The sequence below is a fragment of the Hymenobacter sp. UYCo722 genome, assembly GCF_040547115.1.
Taxonomy (GTDB): domain Bacteria; phylum Bacteroidota; class Bacteroidia; order Cytophagales; family Hymenobacteraceae; genus Hymenobacter.
In genome coordinates this window covers 600790-615850 of record NZ_JBEPPC010000002.1, presented here as the reverse complement: position 1 = coordinate 615850, position 15061 = coordinate 600790, and the positions used below count along the sequence as shown (strand labels likewise).

The 15061-nt window shown below is 60.2% G+C and carries 12 protein-coding genes and 1 pseudogene; 7 read left to right on the top strand and 6 right to left on the bottom strand.

Annotated features, from left to right (window positions below):
* Window positions 1–49 precede the first annotated feature (49 nt).
* Together ABIB44_RS08360 and ABIB44_RS08355 are read right to left on the bottom strand one after the other, a co-directional pair.
* On the bottom strand, window positions 50–1561 hold the full coding sequence (locus ABIB44_RS08360; RefSeq protein WP_354584184.1) for an oligosaccharide flippase family protein: 1512 nt from the start codon (window positions 1559–1561) through the stop codon (window positions 50–52).
* Between the two features lie 107 nt (window positions 1562–1668).
* Window positions 1669–2460, bottom strand: coding sequence for an enoyl-CoA hydratase/isomerase family protein (locus ABIB44_RS08355; RefSeq protein WP_354584183.1), 792 nt, complete (start codon window positions 2458–2460; stop codon window positions 1669–1671).
* A 234-nt stretch (window positions 2461–2694) separates the two neighbouring features.
* On the opposite strand from ABIB44_RS08355, the gene mscL reads away from it, so the two are divergent.
* Window positions 2695–3069, top strand: a complete 375-nt coding sequence (gene mscL / locus ABIB44_RS08350; RefSeq protein ID WP_354584182.1) for a large conductance mechanosensitive channel protein MscL — start codon at window positions 2695–2697, stop codon at window positions 3067–3069.
* 237 nt (window positions 3070–3306) lie between these two features.
* On the top strand, window positions 3307–3756 hold the full coding sequence (locus ABIB44_RS08345; RefSeq protein ID WP_354584181.1) for a hypothetical protein: 450 nt from the start codon (window positions 3307–3309) through the stop codon (window positions 3754–3756).
* A gap of 142 nt (window positions 3757–3898) precedes the next feature.
* On the opposite strand, the gene infB is transcribed toward ABIB44_RS08345, so the two are convergent.
* The 3 genes and pseudogenes from infB to ABIB44_RS08330 all read right to left on the bottom strand — a co-directional run bounded on the left by infB (window position 3899) and on the right by ABIB44_RS08330 (window position 9169).
* On the bottom strand, window positions 3899–6985 hold the full coding sequence (gene infB, locus ABIB44_RS08340; RefSeq protein ID WP_354584180.1) for a translation initiation factor IF-2: 3087 nt from the start codon (window positions 6983–6985) through the stop codon (window positions 3899–3901).
* 346 nt (window positions 6986–7331) lie between these two features.
* Window positions 7332–8564 (bottom strand): annotated as a pseudogene (gene nusA / locus ABIB44_RS08335) (transcription termination factor NusA); the annotation flags it as partial.
* 119 nt (window positions 8565–8683) lie between these two features.
* Entirely contained in the window at window positions 8684–9169 is a 486-nt protein-coding gene (locus ABIB44_RS08330) for an LSm family protein (RefSeq protein ID WP_354584179.1), read from the bottom strand.
* A 320-nt stretch (window positions 9170–9489) separates the two neighbouring features.
* Between ABIB44_RS08330 and ABIB44_RS08325 the strand changes: the two genes are divergently transcribed.
* From ABIB44_RS08325 to ABIB44_RS08315, 3 genes are all read left to right on the top strand, one after another.
* On the top strand, window positions 9490–10044 hold the full coding sequence (locus ABIB44_RS08325) for a DUF2911 domain-containing protein (RefSeq protein WP_502916485.1): 555 nt from the start codon (window positions 9490–9492) through the stop codon (window positions 10042–10044).
* Window positions 10045–10130: 86 nt separating this feature from the next.
* Window positions 10131–11168: a selenide, water dikinase SelD gene (gene selD, locus ABIB44_RS08320; protein ID WP_354584178.1), complete on the top strand. Its 1038-nt coding sequence runs from the start codon at window positions 10131–10133 to the stop codon at window positions 11166–11168.
* Between the two features lie 21 nt (window positions 11169–11189).
* On the top strand, window positions 11190–11783 hold the full coding sequence (locus ABIB44_RS08315; RefSeq protein ID WP_354584177.1) for a PH domain-containing protein: 594 nt from the start codon (window positions 11190–11192) through the stop codon (window positions 11781–11783).
* Between the two features lie 177 nt (window positions 11784–11960).
* Here the strand turns inward: ABIB44_RS08315 and ABIB44_RS08310 are convergent, their stop codons facing one another.
* Window positions 11961–13370 (bottom strand): hypothetical protein, encoded by a 1410-nt coding sequence (locus tag ABIB44_RS08310; RefSeq protein WP_354584176.1) that lies wholly within the window; start codon window positions 13368–13370, stop codon window positions 11961–11963.
* Window positions 13371–13558: 188 nt separating this feature from the next.
* On the opposite strand from ABIB44_RS08310, the gene ABIB44_RS08305 reads away from it, so the two are divergent.
* The gene (locus ABIB44_RS08305) at window positions 13559–13984 is read left to right on the top strand and encodes a ribosome-binding factor A (RefSeq protein ID WP_354584175.1); all 426 of its coding nucleotides are present in this window, start codon (window positions 13559–13561) and stop codon (window positions 13982–13984) included.
* Window positions 13985–14094: 110 nt separating this feature from the next.
* The gene (locus tag ABIB44_RS08300; RefSeq protein WP_354584174.1) at window positions 14095–14904 is read left to right on the top strand and encodes a class I SAM-dependent methyltransferase; all 810 of its coding nucleotides are present in this window, start codon (window positions 14095–14097) and stop codon (window positions 14902–14904) included.
* Window positions 14905–15061: the final 157 nt, after the last annotated feature.

The following is a 15061-nucleotide window of genomic DNA, read 5'->3' as shown; positions in this document are numbered from 1 at the left end:
CAAATTGGTCGGGCGTTTTTTATTGTGGCTCCAAATAATTTCTCTCCGGCTATCTGGCCGCAGCCGCCACGGCCCGGCGCGGCTGCTCCACGAGGTACAGCGCCAGCAGGAAAGCAACCGTCAGGCCCGCGTGCCAGGCGTGGCGCACCCACCAGTTTGCTGGTTGCAACCACCAGCCCAGCGCCACCAGCCCCGAAGCAAACAGCAGCCACCCCCCCAGCCGCAGCGCCGGATACGGCACCGGGAAATGCCGCTCGCCCAGTCGCCAGCACAACATCGCCATCATAAAATAGCAGGCCAGCGTGGCAATGGCGCTGCCCAGGTAGCCTAGCAGCGGTATCAGCACGAAGTTGAGCACAATGGTGAGCACTGCGCCACCCGCCCCGATATAGGTACCATAGTACGTCTTATCGGTGAGCTTAAACCAGACCGACAGGTTGTAGTATACCCCCAAAAACAGGTTGGCCAGCAGCAAAACGGGTACCACCACCAGCCCCTGCAGGTATTCCGGCCGCCGCAGAAACAGCCGTCCGAAGTCTTCCACGTTCAGGCTGATGCCCACGAAGATGACCGCGCAGCACAGCGTGAACCACTTCAAAATCATAGCAAACGTGGCGGGCGAATTCTTCTCGGTACTCTGGGCGAAGAAAAACGGCTCGGCCGCATAGCGGAAAGCCTGAATGACCAGCGACATGAAAATGCTCAGCTTGTAGCACGCCCCATAAATCCCCACCGCCGTGAGGCTGCTCTGGCCGGGATAAAAATTAGTGGGCAGCCATTTGGGCAGCAGAATGCGGTCCAACGTCTCGTTCACCATGCCGGCCAGCCCCATCAGCATCAGGGGGTAGGCGTATTGCAGCAGCGGCTTCAAAAACGCCAGACTCAATCGAAAGCGAAAATCCAGCAGCTCACGGGCCAGCAGCAGCAGGGTGACGCTGCTAGCAAATAGGTTGCTCAGGAACACGTAGCCTACGCCCACTTCGGAGTTGTACACCTGCGCCACCAGCGGCTGCAGCCCCGGCAGCCACTTTCCACTCAGCACGGCCGGGCACAGCACGATAAAGAACAGGTTCAGCACCACGTTAGCGACAATGCCAGCCAGCTTAATGCTGGCAAACCGGCGCGCCTTGTTCTCCAACCGCAGCCGGGCAAATGGAATGGCCGTCAGCGCATCCAGCCCCAGAATCAGGGCCACCCAAATAGCATATTGCTTGTTCTCGTAGGGTATTTCCAGCAGGCTCAGCAGCGGACGGGCCAGCAGCATCAGGCCCACCGTGAGCACGATTGTGCTTATCAGTATCAAGCTCAGCACCCGGTCGTAGAGCTCCTTGCGGTCGGTACCCGGCCGGTTGGCGAAGCGGAAAAACGTAGTTTCCATGCCGTAGGTAAACACCACGTTCAGAAACGATACGTAGGCGTACAGCCCTGTCACCACGCCATACTCGGCCGCCGCGAATGCCCCGGTGTATATCGGCACCAACAGGTACGTAAGCACCCGCCCCACAATGCTGCTCACGCCGTACACGGCCGTTTGCGAGGCTAATTTCTTGGCTACACTCATCCGAAACAAATTAAAAATTGAGAATTAAAAATTAAAAGTTGGCCCGGATGCTGGGTTATTGGCAGTTACTCTGCTGATTTTTAATTTTTAATTATTCATTTTTAATTTCACTTGCCCTGAAATACCGCCGGTCGCTTCTCCACGAAAGCCGTGGTGCCTTCCTTGAAATCGTCGGTTTCAAACGCCTGCCCAAAGGCGTGCGCCTCGGCGGCGTAGCCGTCGGTTTCCTTGTCGTAGTGGGCGTTCACGCACTCCAGCACCAGGCCCACCGCCACTGGGGCCTTACCCAGGATTTTGCCCAGCAGCTGCCGGCAGAAACTCAGCAGTTCGGCCTGCGGCACCACATGGTTCACCAGGCCCAGGCGCAGGGCCTCGTCGGCCTTTACTTGGTCGGCCGTAAGCAGCAGTTCGATGGCCTTGCCCTTGCCAATAAGCTGGGGCAGGCGCTGGGTGCCGCCGTAGCCGGGCAGCAGGCCCAGGTTCACCTCGGGCTGGCCGAAACGGGCATTTTCCGACGCTACGCGCATGTGGCAGGCCATAGCCAGCTCGCAGCCGCCGCCCAAAGCAAAGCCATTAACGGCCGCAATCACTGGCTTGGTGCTTTCCTCGATGCGCATGAAAGCCTCCTGGCCACGCTCGGCGGCGCGGGCAGCCTGCGCGGGCGTTAGGGCTGCCAGCTCGGCAATGTCGGCCCCGGCCACAAAGGCCTTCTCCCCGCTGCCCGTAAGGATAATGCCGCGCACCTGCGGCTCATCCAGCGCCTGCTCCACGGCCGCGTCGATTTCGGCGATAGTAGCTGCGTTCAGCGCGTTGAGCTTGGTAGGACGGTTTAAGGTAATGGTGAGGATACCACTGGCGGCATCGAGGTCGTACAGCAGGTTTTCGAAGGTGGTGGACATAAGAGTCAGGCTGGGGTTACAATCGGGCCCGCCAAAGATACAGCCCGGGCCGGGCCGGGGCCGAACGAGCCAACGGCCCGGTTCGTCCGGCCCCAAGCGTTGCCGGGCGAAACCCGCGCATTGTCCTACAACCGGCTACCCACCTTTGCATGGCAGTCTGGGTATTAAGCATTTGAATTTTAATACATAGCTTTAACCCAACCAAATAATTCCAATCCTTTAGCAATCAATGCAATGGCAATCATTTCTGAATTCAAAGAGTTCATCGCGAAAGGCAACGTACTCGACCTGGCGGTCGGCGTTATCATTGGTGCAGCGTTCGGCAAAATCGTTACCTCGCTCACCGATGACGTCATCATGCCGCTGGTGGGAGCCATCGGCGGCCAGCCCGATTTCTCCACCATTCACCTGGGACCGATGAAAATTGGCTTGTTCCTGAATGCCTTGGTGAGCTTCCTGATTCTGGCTTTCATCATCTTCCTGATTGTGAAAGGTGCCAACACCATGAAAAAGAAACCCGTTGAAGTGGTGACAGTGCCCGCCGGCCCTACCACCGACCAGCAGCTACTCATGGAAATCCGCGATTCGCTGCGCGCCGGCCGCGTGTAAGCGCCGAATCATTCAGCCAGAAAAAACCACTGTTTGTCGTGCAACAGACAGTGGTTTTTGCATTTCAGGTTAAAGCTGTCGTTTTATTTAAGGCAGGTAAGCAACCGAATCAAAATAAGTTGCGAACTTCGTTTAGAATTTAATCGGGCCGATATCTTTCACTTTCCGAATGGAACCACCCAGATTTTTCATTCGTTAGGCCAAAACGCCACCACTCCACTCTCTCTCCTCGCTGACATGAACAAGTTGATTGCCGCCGCCCTACTGGGCGTTTTGAGTATTGGTACCGCCGCCGTGGCACAAGCACAAACTGGGCCCGCCTTCCCCGAACCCGGCCAGAGCAGAAATCCAGAAGCCGCCCGTACCAACGGCACCAACGCGCAGGAACTGGCCCGCAACCAGCGCCGCGCCGCCATGACGCCCGACGAAATCAAGAAAGACCAGCAACTGGCATTGCTCGAAGCCCGCACCGGCAATACCAGCTTCGGCACCAAAGGGCCCGACCGCCAGTTTGACTCGAATCGCTCGGGTGGCGGTTTCATGGTGCGTAAGTTCCGGGCCCAAGCTGGTAAGCCCGGCTATGCCGAAGGCAAGCGTGGCCAAAGCCACTTCATCGGTGGCTCCAACCCCGATGGCAAGCCGCTGGTACACAAGCACACCCGCAAGCACAGGTTCCTGTTCTTTTAGGAATTCGATACTGTTTTAAAGCCCCAGCTACTCAATAGCTGGGGCTTTTTCGTTTGGCATGAGACAAGCATTCGGAATAAAAACAAAGCCCCGGCAGCACAATGCAGCCGGGGCTTTTTTACCTTTGCAGGTTGCGCTTGCCTTACAGCGTGCGCTTGATTTCCTTTTCTTCGAAGCCTTCGATGTTGTCACCTTCAATCAGCTCGTTGAAGCCTTTGATGGAGATACCACATTCGTAGCCCTGGCGCACTTCGCTCACGTCGTCCTTGAAACGCTTGAGGTCCTGAATGTCGCCGGTATACATCACGATGCCGTTGCGAACCACGCGAACCTTGGTTTTGCGGGTCAGCGTACCTTCCGTCATCATACAGCCGGCAATGGTGCCCACTTTGGTGATGTTGAACACCATCCGCACTTCGGCGTTGGCCGTCACCACTTCCTGCACCGTCGGGGCCAGCATGCCTTCCATGGCATCCTTCACCTCATTGATGGCGTTGTAAATGATGGAGTACAGACGGATGTCAATCTGCTCGTTCTCGGCCAGCTTGCGGGCACTCTGCGAGGGCCGCACCTGGAAGCCGATGATGATGGCGTCGGAAGCCGAAGCCAGCAGCACGTCGCTTTCCGAGATGGCACCCACCCCTTTCGAAAGGATGTTCACCTTCACTTCCGGCGTGCTCAGCTTGAGCAGCGAGTCGGAAAGGGCTTCCACCGAACCGTCCACGTCGCCCTTCACCAGGATGTTGAGTTCCTTGAAAGAACCGATGGCCAAGCGGCGACCGATTTCGTCCAGCGTGATGTGTTTCTTGGTCCGGATGGTTTGCTCACGGGCCAGCTGCAGGCGCTGGGTAGCGATTTCGCGGGCTTCGCGCTCCGTCTCCATTACCTGGATGCGGTCGCCGGCCTGCGGGGCCCCGGTCAGGCCGAGCACCTGTACTGGCGTGGCAGGCGGCGCCGTTTTCATTTTTTTGCCGCGGTGGTCGGTCATGGCCTTCACGCGGCCAAAGTGCGGGCCGGCGAGGATGATGTCGCCCACGTTCAGGGTGCCGGTTTGCACCAGCACGGTGGTTACGTAGCCCCGGCCTTTGTCCAGCGAAGCTTCAATAACAGTGCCGATGGCACCACGGTCAGGGTTGGCTTTCAGGTCGAGCAATTCGGCTTCCAGCAGCACCTTTTCCAGCAACTCCTCAATACCAATGCCCGATTTGGCCGAAACCTCCTGGCTCTGGTATTTGCCCCCCCATTCTTCCACCAAAATATTAATCTGGGAAAGCTCCTCGCGGATTTTCTCGGGGTTGGCCGACTGCTTATCAATCTTATTGAGAGCGATGATAATCGGCACCCCAGCCGCTTGCGCGTGGTTAATAGCTTCCTTCGTCTGCGGCATCACCGAGTCGTCGGCAGCTACCACGATGATGGCGATGTCCGTCACCTTGGCACCACGGGCACGCATGGCCGTAAAGGCTTCGTGACCCGGCGTATCCAGGAACGTGATGGCCTGGCCCGACTTGGTCCGCACCTCGTAGGCACCGATGTGCTGCGTGATGCCACCGGCCTCGCCTTTGGCCACACTCGCATCGCGGATGTAGTCAAGCAGCGACGTTTTACCGTGGTCGACGTGGCCCATGATGGTCACGATGGGGGCGCGGGGGCGCAGGTCCTCCTCGGTATCGCCTGCATCTACATCAATCTCTTCTTCTTCAGCCGACAGGAATTCCACGTCGAAGCCGAATTCGTCGGCAATCACGGTAATGGCTTCCGCATCGAGGCGCTGGTTGATGGACACAAACATGCCCATGCCCAAACACACCTTAATCACCTCGTTCACGTTCACGTCCATCAGCGAAGCCAAATCATTGGCCGAGATGAATTCGGTAAGCTTGAGGATTTTGGCGTCGAGCTCGTTCTGCGCACGCAGGGCCTCGCGGTCCTCGGCGAGCATGCTGCGCTTGTCGCGGCGGTACTTGGCGCGGTTCTGATTATTGCCGCCCTTGTTGCCGCCGAGCTTGGCCAGCGTGGCCTTAATCTGCTCCTGAATCTGCTTTTCAGCCTGCTCAGGCGTGAGGGCGGGAGCATTCGGCTTGGGAGCCGCGTTCTGACCGGGGCGCTGGCCGGGACCGCCGGGGCGGTTGCCACCTTGGCCGGGGCCGCCACCGGGGCGGTTGCCCTGGTAGCCGCCACCCGTGCCACCGCCAGCGGGGCGGTTGCCTTGGTAGCCAGGGCTGGGAGGCGAGGTAGTGCTGCCGGCCGGGCCGGGCAGGCGGGCGCGCTTCTTCTGGCCGGGACCAGCGGGCAGGCCGCGCTTGCTCACATCCGACGAAGCGATGGGGCGGGGGCCACGGCCACCCGGTCCACGCCGGTCATTGTTGATGGACGACAAATCGATTTTACCAAGTACGGTCAGGCCTTTCAGCGTGTCGGACTTAGCTACGATGGTGCTGGTATCCTCAGGCGTTGCAACAGGCTCGGCTGGGGCGGCCGGAGCAGCAGCAATAGCAGCAGACGGAGGAGTTACCGGTGCAACGGGTGCAGCCGGCATCGCAGCCACGGGAGCCGGGGCCACCGGTTCGGGTTTCGCTGCAGGTTGGGCTACGGGAGCCGGAGTGGCAACTTGAGGCGGAGCAACCGGAGCTTCTACTTTCGGAGTAACGGCAGGGGCTTCTGCTTTCGGAGCCGCTGCTTTTGGCGCTGCGGGGGCCGGCGCAGGCGCAGGCGTAGGAGCCGGAGCTGCTGCTGCCGGAACGGGAGCAGCTGGCCGGGGAGGAACCACGCGGCCTTTGCTATCCAGCTCAATTTTACCCAGCACTTTCAGACCGGGCACGCTCGGTGCTTCGGGTGCTGGCGTAGGAACTGGCGCAACGGGTGCCGCAGCAGCTACCGGTGCAGCGGCCACTGGCACGGCCATTGCGGGCGCAGCCGGCGCGGCCGGCTTGGGAGCCGGAGCAGGCGTTGCCACCGGCGCGGGGCGTGGGGCTGGGGCAGACGGTTTCGGAGCCGCGTCGAGGTCGCTCTGGCGCTTGGCCTGAATGACTTTCTGGGCTTCCTGACGGTCGTGGGCAGAGGCGGCGAATTCCTTCTCCAGCGAAGCCACTTGCTCACCGGTGAGCTTTGTGGTCGGCTTGTTCTCTACTTGTATACCTTTTTTGGCCAGGGCTTCTACCACCCGGTCCATTCCAATATTCAGGTCTTTGGCTGCCTGTTGTAGCCGTTTCGGGGTTGCTTCCGCCATTCTATCTTTTCTCGCGTACGATACGCTTCTAATTGCAAAGGTATTACATTAAATCTTGCCAGCAGGGCACAAACCGCACCTGCTGGCACGATTTGTTACCCTTGCCGTACCGGCCGCGCGGCCGTCATTGGGCTGGCTCGGCGGGAGAGCTTGCGCCCGCTTCCTCAGTTGGAGTTGTGGTAGTGTCCTCAGCCTCGGTGGCCAGGGGGGTATGTTCAGCCGCCGTTTCGGTGGCTGAGGCGTGCGTTACAGCTAATTCTCCGTCGGCAGGACCAGCGGTTTTGCCTGCGGCAACGCGGTTTTTAGCAGTTTCGAGCGAAGTATCGTCGAGGTCCTCGTCATCGGCAAATTCCTGGCGGATAATGCGGTACACATCGTCCACCATTTCTTCTTCGAGCTCCGTGCGGCGCACGATGTCGTCCTTCTTCACGGCCAGCACGGCGCGGCCGGTATCGAGGCCGATTTTTTTCAGCTCGGCCAGTACCCAAGGCTCGATTTCGTCCTGGAACTCGTCCAGCGAAATGTCTTCCTCGTAGTCGATGGCTTCGCGGAATACGTCGATTTCCATGCCCACCAACCGGCTGGCCAGCTTAATGTTGGCACCGCCACGGCCAATGGCCAGGCTCACCTGGTCGGGCTTCATGAACACGGAAACGCGCCCGTTCTCCTGGTTTATCTTCATAGAACCCACCTTGGCCGGCGATAGTGCCCGCGCAATATAGAGTTCCAGGTTATCGGTGTAGTTGATGATGTCGATGTTCTCGTTTTCGAGCTCGCGCACTACCGGGTGGATGCGGCTGCCCTTCATGCCTACGCAAGCCCCTACGGGGTCGATGCGCTCGTCGTAGCTCTCCACAGCTACTTTGGCGCGCTCGCCGGGCTCGCGCACCACGTTCTTGATAACGATGAGACCGTCGTAAATCTCGGGCACTTCCAGCTCGAACAACCGCTCGAGGAAAGCCGGGGCAGCGCGGGAGAGGATGATTTTCGGCGTGCCATTAATTACTTCCACGCGGTGCACCACGGCACGCACGGTGTCGCCTTTGCGGAACCGGTCCTTAGGGATTTGCTCGCCTTTGGGCATTACCAGCTCATTGTCGTCCTTGTCCATGATGAGGGCCTCGCGGCTCCACACCTGGTAGACCTCGCCGGTCACGATTTCGCCCACCTGGTCCTTGTACTTCTGGTACAGGTTGTCGCGCTCGAGGTCCTTCACGCGCTGAATCAGCGTTTGGCGGGCCATGAGCACGGCGCGGCGGCCGAAATCCTCCAGCTTCACGCCTTCGGCTACGGATTCGCCAATCTCGAAGTCGGGCTCGATTTTCTGGGCCTCGGTGAGGGTAATTTTGTCGTGGTCCCAGATGTCCTCGGAGTTATCGTCCACGATTTCGCGGTTGCGGTAAATCTCCAAATCGCCGTTATCGGGGTTGATGATAACGTCGAAGTTTTCGTCCTGGTCGTACTTCTTCCGAATCATGGTGCGAAACACGTCGTCCAGGATGCTCATCATCGTGGGCCGGTCGATGTTCTTGCTCCGGGCAAATTCGCCGAAGGATTCGATTAGTTCGTGGCTGTTCATATTAATAATGTCATCCTGAGCGCAGCGAAGGACCTTATCACGTCCGGGCTACAATGGGTTAGTAAATCTGACGAAAGCAGCGGTGATAAGATGCTTCCTTCGTCAGCATGACAAGAGACTTACTTAAAAGAGATAACAACCTTGGCCTCCGTTATATCCCCGAAGGGATAGAAAGCGGCGGGCAGGGTGGTTTTCTTGGTTTTTTGCTTGATTACTTCTTCGATTTCCACACCCTCGGCGGTGGCGGCGGTGAGGGTACCGGTTTTTTCGGTGCCGTCAGTCAGCTTCAGGGCCAGCGAGCGGCCGATGTGGCGGGCATACTGGCGCGGGTCGGTGAGGGGCTGGTCGGCCCCGGGGCTGGTAACTTCCAGGGAATACGCCGCCTCTTCGCCGTAGTGCTCGTCGATGCGGCGAGCCAGGCGGCGGCTGATGGTGGCGCAGGCCTGGATAGCGAGACCGTTGGGGCCGTCGAGGGTGACGGTGACCTTGGGTAGCACCGAATCGGACAAGGTGAGGCTCACGATGAACAGCTCCTCTTCGCCGATGGCGTCGTGGAGCATTTCAAGCAGCAGGTTGCGGTCGAAGTGCATAGGGTTTTGAAACAAGCGGGCAAAAAAAGAGGGGACTGCGCGTCCCCTCTTTATCAGATTGAATACCAACTTCGGGGCAAAGATACGACAACCGAGGGCCGAAAGCAAGATGGGACAGGCCCAGCCGCAGCAACGGTGCAAATAACGGGACCTCCCCCCCGGCTCCTCTCCAAAAGAGAGGGGAGCCTGACAGTTTCGGATACTGGCGAACGAAACCGAGGCAACTTCCGTGGCAATCCGTGTCTTTGGCAAACCTCGACGGCTGATGTGGTGTTTGCGCATCGAATGCCGAACTTTATATCTGCCTTCACCCTCATTTTCAGCTTTTAATGCCCATGAAATCATTCCTGAATCTTCGCACGGCCGCTTTTGGCCTGACGCTAGCGCTGGCCGGCACGGCCGCCCACGCTCAAACGATGCCGGCCACCATGCCCGCTCCCGCCAAGGGTGCGGCCAAGCCCAGCCCGGCGGCCACCGCGACCGGCAAAGTTGGCACGGCCGATGTGACGGTGAACTACAGCAGCCCCGGCGTGAAAGGCCGCAAGATTTTCGGTGGGCTGGAGACGTACGGCAAAGTGTGGCGCGCCGGGGCCAACGAGGCGACCACGGTAGAATTCAGCAAGGCGGTGATGGTGGAGGGCAAGGCATTGCCAGCGGGCAAGTATGGCTTCTTCGTGATTCCGGCCGAGAGCGGCCAGTGGACGGCTATTTTTAATAAAGTGCCGAATCAGTGGGGGGCATTTAAGTACGACGAGAAGCAGGATGCGCTGCGCGTGATGGTGACGCCCCGCAAAACGGCAGCCGTGACCGAGCGGCTGGCGTATGAGGTGACCCCCAAAGCGCTGGTGTTGCGCTGGGAGAATATAGAATTGCCCGTGGCTATTAAATAGCCGCTATTTACTGACTGCAATGGAAGCGGGCGGCCCACGATGGGCCGCCCGCTTACTTTTGTGCCTTCGCTCGATTTTAGCAACTCATGGAATACAAACTCACCCAATACAGCCACGGCGCGGGCTGCGGCTGCAAAATCGCGCCGGCCGTACTCGACCAGATGCTGCACACCAGCATTGCCCAGCCGCAGTACCCCAACCTGCTGGTAGGCAACGCCAGCCGCGACGATGCGGCGGTGTATGACATCGGCGGGGGGCAGGCAATCATTTCGACCACCGACTTCTTTATGCCCATCGTGGACGACGCCTACGATTTCGGGCGCATTGCCTCGGCCAATGCCATTTCGGATGTGTATGCCATGGGTGGGCGGCCGCTGCTGGCCATTGCCGTGCTGGGCTGGCCCGTAGATAAGCTGCCGCCCGAGGTAGCCGCCCGCGTGCTGGAAGGGGCCCGCAGTATCTGCGCCGAAGCGGGGATTCCGCTGGCCGGCGGGCACAGCATCGACTCGCCGGAGCCTATTTTCGGGCTGGCCGTAACGGGCATGGTCGACATTAAGGACCTGAAGCAGAACGACACGGCCACGGCTGGCTCGGAGCTGTTTCTGACCAAGCCGCTGGGGGTGGGTATTATGACCACCGCCCAGAAAAAAGGCATTTTGCGGGAGGAGGACGCCAGCATTGCGCCGGCCCAGATGATGCAGCTGAACAAGATTGGCGCGGACCTAAGCAAGCTGCCCGCTGTGACGGCCCTGACGGATGTGACCGGCTTCGGCCTGCTCGGCCACCTGGCCGAAGTATGCGAAGGCAGCCACCTGACGGCCGAAATCGACTTCGCCAAGGTGCCCCGCTTGGCGGCGGCCGAATCGTATTTGAAGAAGGGGAGTGTGCCCGGCGGCACCGGCCGCAACTGGGCTAGCTACGGCCATAAAATCGGGCCGGTGAGTGATGAGCAGCGGGCGTGGCTCTGCGACCCGCAGACTTCGGGCGGCCTGCTGGTATGCGTGGACCCGGCCGGCCTTGCGGCCGTGGAAGAAGTGTTTGCCCGATTTGGGCTGGCGCTGGAAAGCTTCGGCCACCTGCGCGCGCACACCGATAACGAGGCCTGGGTACAGGTGCGGGCGTAGCGCCGGCCAGTTATTTCAGCCATGAAATCGACTTTTTTCCGCCCGCTGATTGAAGCGGCCGTGGTGCTGTTTCTGGTGCTGGGCGCGGCGCGCTGGCTCACGGGGCTGTTCTCGAAGCGCACCCATGTGTACCAGACCACGGCGGCGCGGCAAATGCGGCTGTTGTTCTGGCCGCTGCTGGCACTGGGTGCGGGGCTGAGCGTGCTGCCGGCCGTGGCCATGAGCGGGCCGCCCGTGAGTGGGTTTGAATGGGCGCTCACGCTAGGCTTCATCGCCTTTACATTGGTGCTGAGCGGGCCGGCGCTACTACTGCACCTGCGCTACTGGACCCTGAACCACGACACCACGCTCGCGTTTCAGCCCACCGAAAACCGCTTTGAAGTGTACGAAGCCGGCCAGCGACTGCCGTTTGACCGGCGCGATTTGGCCCGGGTGGTGCGCGTGACGTGCCGCGCCCGCCGCAGTTTTTGGGCCCGCTACGATTACCTACGCCTGCACTTGCACGATGGCCGCGTTATCACCCTCACCTCGCTGCTGACGGAGCTGGAGCCGCTGGCCGTTTTCTTGCGCAGCGTACCTGCGGAGCGTCGCAGCCGGTATTGGTGCTGGGCATGAGTAATGGGCACTATTGAAGACTAAACAACTTCGACAGCACTTGTTAGCTGTTAAGTAGCTTATAACCAATATAACCAAGCAGTATAAATCTGTTTGCATCTACTAACCGGTTATGCTTCGCTGCGCGCTGCATGACGTTTTTTAGCGCAAACTAATTTACCCGGCTTGTTTGGCTGCTCATTTTCGCTTGTACAGGCCCGGCATTTCCGTGGGCTCATAATCACCGAATATGCCGGGCAGCAGCTGCTTCAGACGCGGTACAAGACGAACTTTATCGAGCAGATAGCTGGGCGGGGCAGGGCCCATTTTCTGGGCTACGCGCACCACGGCGGCATACTCGTTGAGGTGACCGAAGTCGACCTGCGAAAGCGTCCAGTCGAGGTAGGGCGTGGCGGGGTGGTTGTGGAAGTAGGGCCGGTCGTCGGGGCCGAGTACCAGCAGCGTCTGGCCGCGCAGCGCGGCGTAGCGCGGGTCGGGCACGAGGCCGAAGCGGCTTTCGGCGGGCATGTGCAGGATGGCTTCGAGGCGAGGCACGTAGGCGCGGTAGCGCAGCACGACGGCCGCGTTCAGCAGCAATAGCAGCACCAGTTCCAGCCACCAATACTGGCGGTCGCGCTGCCACAGAAACAGGCTGAAATAAGCCATCGGGGCCAGCAGCAGCACCAGCACCCCGGGTGCCGCGCCGTGCTCCACGGCCGCCGCCGCCGCCGCCACGGCCAGCCACACCAGCATCAGCTGCCGGAACTTGACCTGGAACACCAGGCCCAGCGAAGTGCTCAGGGCGCGCACCAGCCCGGCAGCCAGCACCAAAGTGGGCACCACCAGCAGCCGCAGTTGCAGCCCGGCGGGCAGGCCACTCGAAATCAGGTCATTCAGCCCCTCTTGCAGGTGCAGCCGCCAGAAATCGGGCAATGCTTCCTTGTAAAAGAGAAACGTGGCTACCAGCGCGTACGGAAACAGGAAGCCGCACAACAGCAGCAACGAGCTGCGGAAGGAGCTGGCCGCGAAAATGACCACCGCAAACAGGCCCACCAGTACAAACAGGCCCAGCGGCAGGTAGCACAGTGCCCCGAGCCCAATCAGAAACCCGGCCCGGAACAGGCGGCGGTTGTCGTAGCCTTCGCGCGAGGTGGGCAGCAGCGCGCTCAGGGCAAACACGATGAAGGTGTGACCGAGCAGCAGTGGCGAGAGCGCATCTAAATCGGTACTGATGCTGCCCACCAGCAGGTAAGTTAGGGCGGTGATGTAGCCGCGGTCGGGGTGCACGTCGTAGCGGGCAAACACCAAGTTCAGGCGCAGCGCCTGAATGAGCAGCAGGCCCAGCGCCGTAATGCGGTAGAGCCACACGGGCCGGGCTAGCATGGCATCGAGGCCAGCAAAGAAGGCCGCCGCCAGCGGCGCGGTGCCGTCGTACAGGTCGCGGTACGGCAGGGCTCCGCCGTGCAGGCGCTCGCCCACCAGCAGCGCCCGCAGCTCGGCCGCCGTGAGGGGCAGGCCCAGCCACAGCAGTGGCAGGCGCAGGGCCAGTACCAGCAGCAGCAGCGCCGCCAGCTGGGCGGGCAAGGAGCTTTTGAAGAAGCGGAGCACTGCTTGAGGATATGAGAGTAGGAGGGTGAGGGGGTAGGAGCTGTTGGGCTGGGGCAAAGGTATTGAGTCGGCCTAAGGCGCGGCCTCATTCTTTTTCTCACCTCATTACCCTCCGGCACTTAAAACCCCTACCCTCCTACCCGCTTGCCCGCATACCCTAAAAACCCCTCGTACCTTTGCCAGTCATTATGGAAAGCAAACGACAACAGAAAATGGCCAGCCTGCTGCAACAGGAGCTGGCCGCCGTGCTCCAGCGCGATTTGCCGCACCTGTTCGGGGGCGGCATGGCCCCGGGCATCAGCACCGTGAAAGTGACGCCCGACCTGGGCCAGGCCCGCGTGTACCTGAGCCTGCTGCTAGGCGGCGACACCGAAACGCGCCTGGCCATCATCAAGGACAACGCCAAGGAAATTCGCCACGCGCTGGCCAAGCGCATCCGCCAGACGGCCCGCGTAGTGCCCGAGCTTATTTTCTTCCACGACGACAGCGCCGCTTACGCCGCCCACATGGACGAGGTGCTCGGCACGCTCGTCATTCCGCCCGCGCCGAAAGACGAGGCACCGGACGAGAATAGCGACAAGCCCGCCCGCCCGCGTTTATTCAAGGGCGAATAAATTTTTTAGGGCAGGAGGGTGCGAGGATAAAAAGTGGATTCAGCTTTTCTGCTTACTAACCGCTACCCATCCCTCCTGCCCTCCTACCCCCCATACCCTCCTGCCCTCCCTTGTACTACGACCCGATTAAAAAGACGCTCGGCCAGGTATTCAACCGCACGCCGTGGCTGCGCCGGCTGTTTTATCACCTGCTCGATTTGCTGCTGCTACGCACCTGGCACGTGCACCGCGAGCTGCGCCGCTGGGCCAAAGGCCGCACCCAAGAGCCGCTAAACATCCTCGACGCGGGCTCGGGCTACGGCCAGTACACTTACTGGCTGAGCGGGTTGAGTGCGAAGTGGAACATCCTGGCCGTGGACGTGAAGGACGACCAGGTAGCCGACTCCAACCAGTTTTTTCGGCAGATTGGCCGCCGCAACGTGCAGTTTGCCGTGCAGGACCTGGTGCTGTATCAGGAGCCCAACACCTTTGATTTGGCGTTGTCGGTTGACGTGATGGAGCACATTCTGGAAGACGTGGAGGTGTTTCGCAACATTCACGCATCGCTGAAGGACGGCGGCATGCTGCTGATTTCAACCCCCAGCGACCAGGGCGGCTCCGATGTGCACGACGACGGTGAAACCAGCTTTATTGAGGAGCACGTGCGCGACGGCTACAACATCCGCGAGATTCAGCAGAAGTTGAGCACCGCCGGTTTCGAGCGCATCGAGGCCCGCTACAGCTACGGCGAGCCGGGCCAGATTTCGTGGCGCCTCAGCATGAAATACCCCATCCTGATGCTGGGCAAGTCGCGCGCATTCTTCCTGCTGCTGCCGTTTTACTACCTCATCACGTTCCCCTTCTGCCTGCTATTGAACTGGCTCGATGCCCGCACTACCCACGACTCGGGCACCGGCCTCATCGTGAAGGCCTGGAAGTAAGTCCTGCTTGGGGCAGAACCTGCAGCCGTTATCCGGCGGGCCTTGTGCTGCTAACTTTCCTTTTACGTCTGCGTTAGCGTAGCTTTCCGCTCAAAGTTCCCACCCTGCCACCCTGCTGCCCCGAGGAATCGTCCACGAAATCCGTGTAATCCGTGCG

Coding starts and splice junctions, on each gene's coding strand:
- ABIB44_RS08360 (WP_354584184.1), bottom strand. CDS start 1,561: ATGAGTGTAGCCAAGAAATTAGCCTCGCAAACGGCCGTGTACGGCGTG.
- ABIB44_RS08355 (WP_354584183.1), bottom strand. CDS start 2,460: ATGTCCACCACCTTCGAAAACCTGCTGTACGACCTCGATGCCGCCAGT.
- mscL (WP_354584182.1), top strand. CDS start 2,695: ATGGCAATCATTTCTGAATTCAAAGAGTTCATCGCGAAAGGCAACGTA.
- ABIB44_RS08345 (WP_354584181.1), top strand. CDS start 3,307: ATGAACAAGTTGATTGCCGCCGCCCTACTGGGCGTTTTGAGTATTGGT.
- infB (WP_354584180.1), bottom strand. CDS start 6,985: ATGGCGGAAGCAACCCCGAAACGGCTACAACAGGCAGCCAAAGACCTG.
- ABIB44_RS08325 (WP_502916485.1), top strand. CDS start 9,490: ATGAAATCATTCCTGAATCTTCGCACGGCCGCTTTTGGCCTGACGCTA.
- selD (WP_354584178.1), top strand. CDS start 10,131: ATGGAATACAAACTCACCCAATACAGCCACGGCGCGGGCTGCGGCTGC.
- ABIB44_RS08315 (WP_354584177.1), top strand. CDS start 11,190: ATGAAATCGACTTTTTTCCGCCCGCTGATTGAAGCGGCCGTGGTGCTG.
- ABIB44_RS08305 (WP_354584175.1), top strand. CDS start 13,559: ATGGAAAGCAAACGACAACAGAAAATGGCCAGCCTGCTGCAACAGGAG.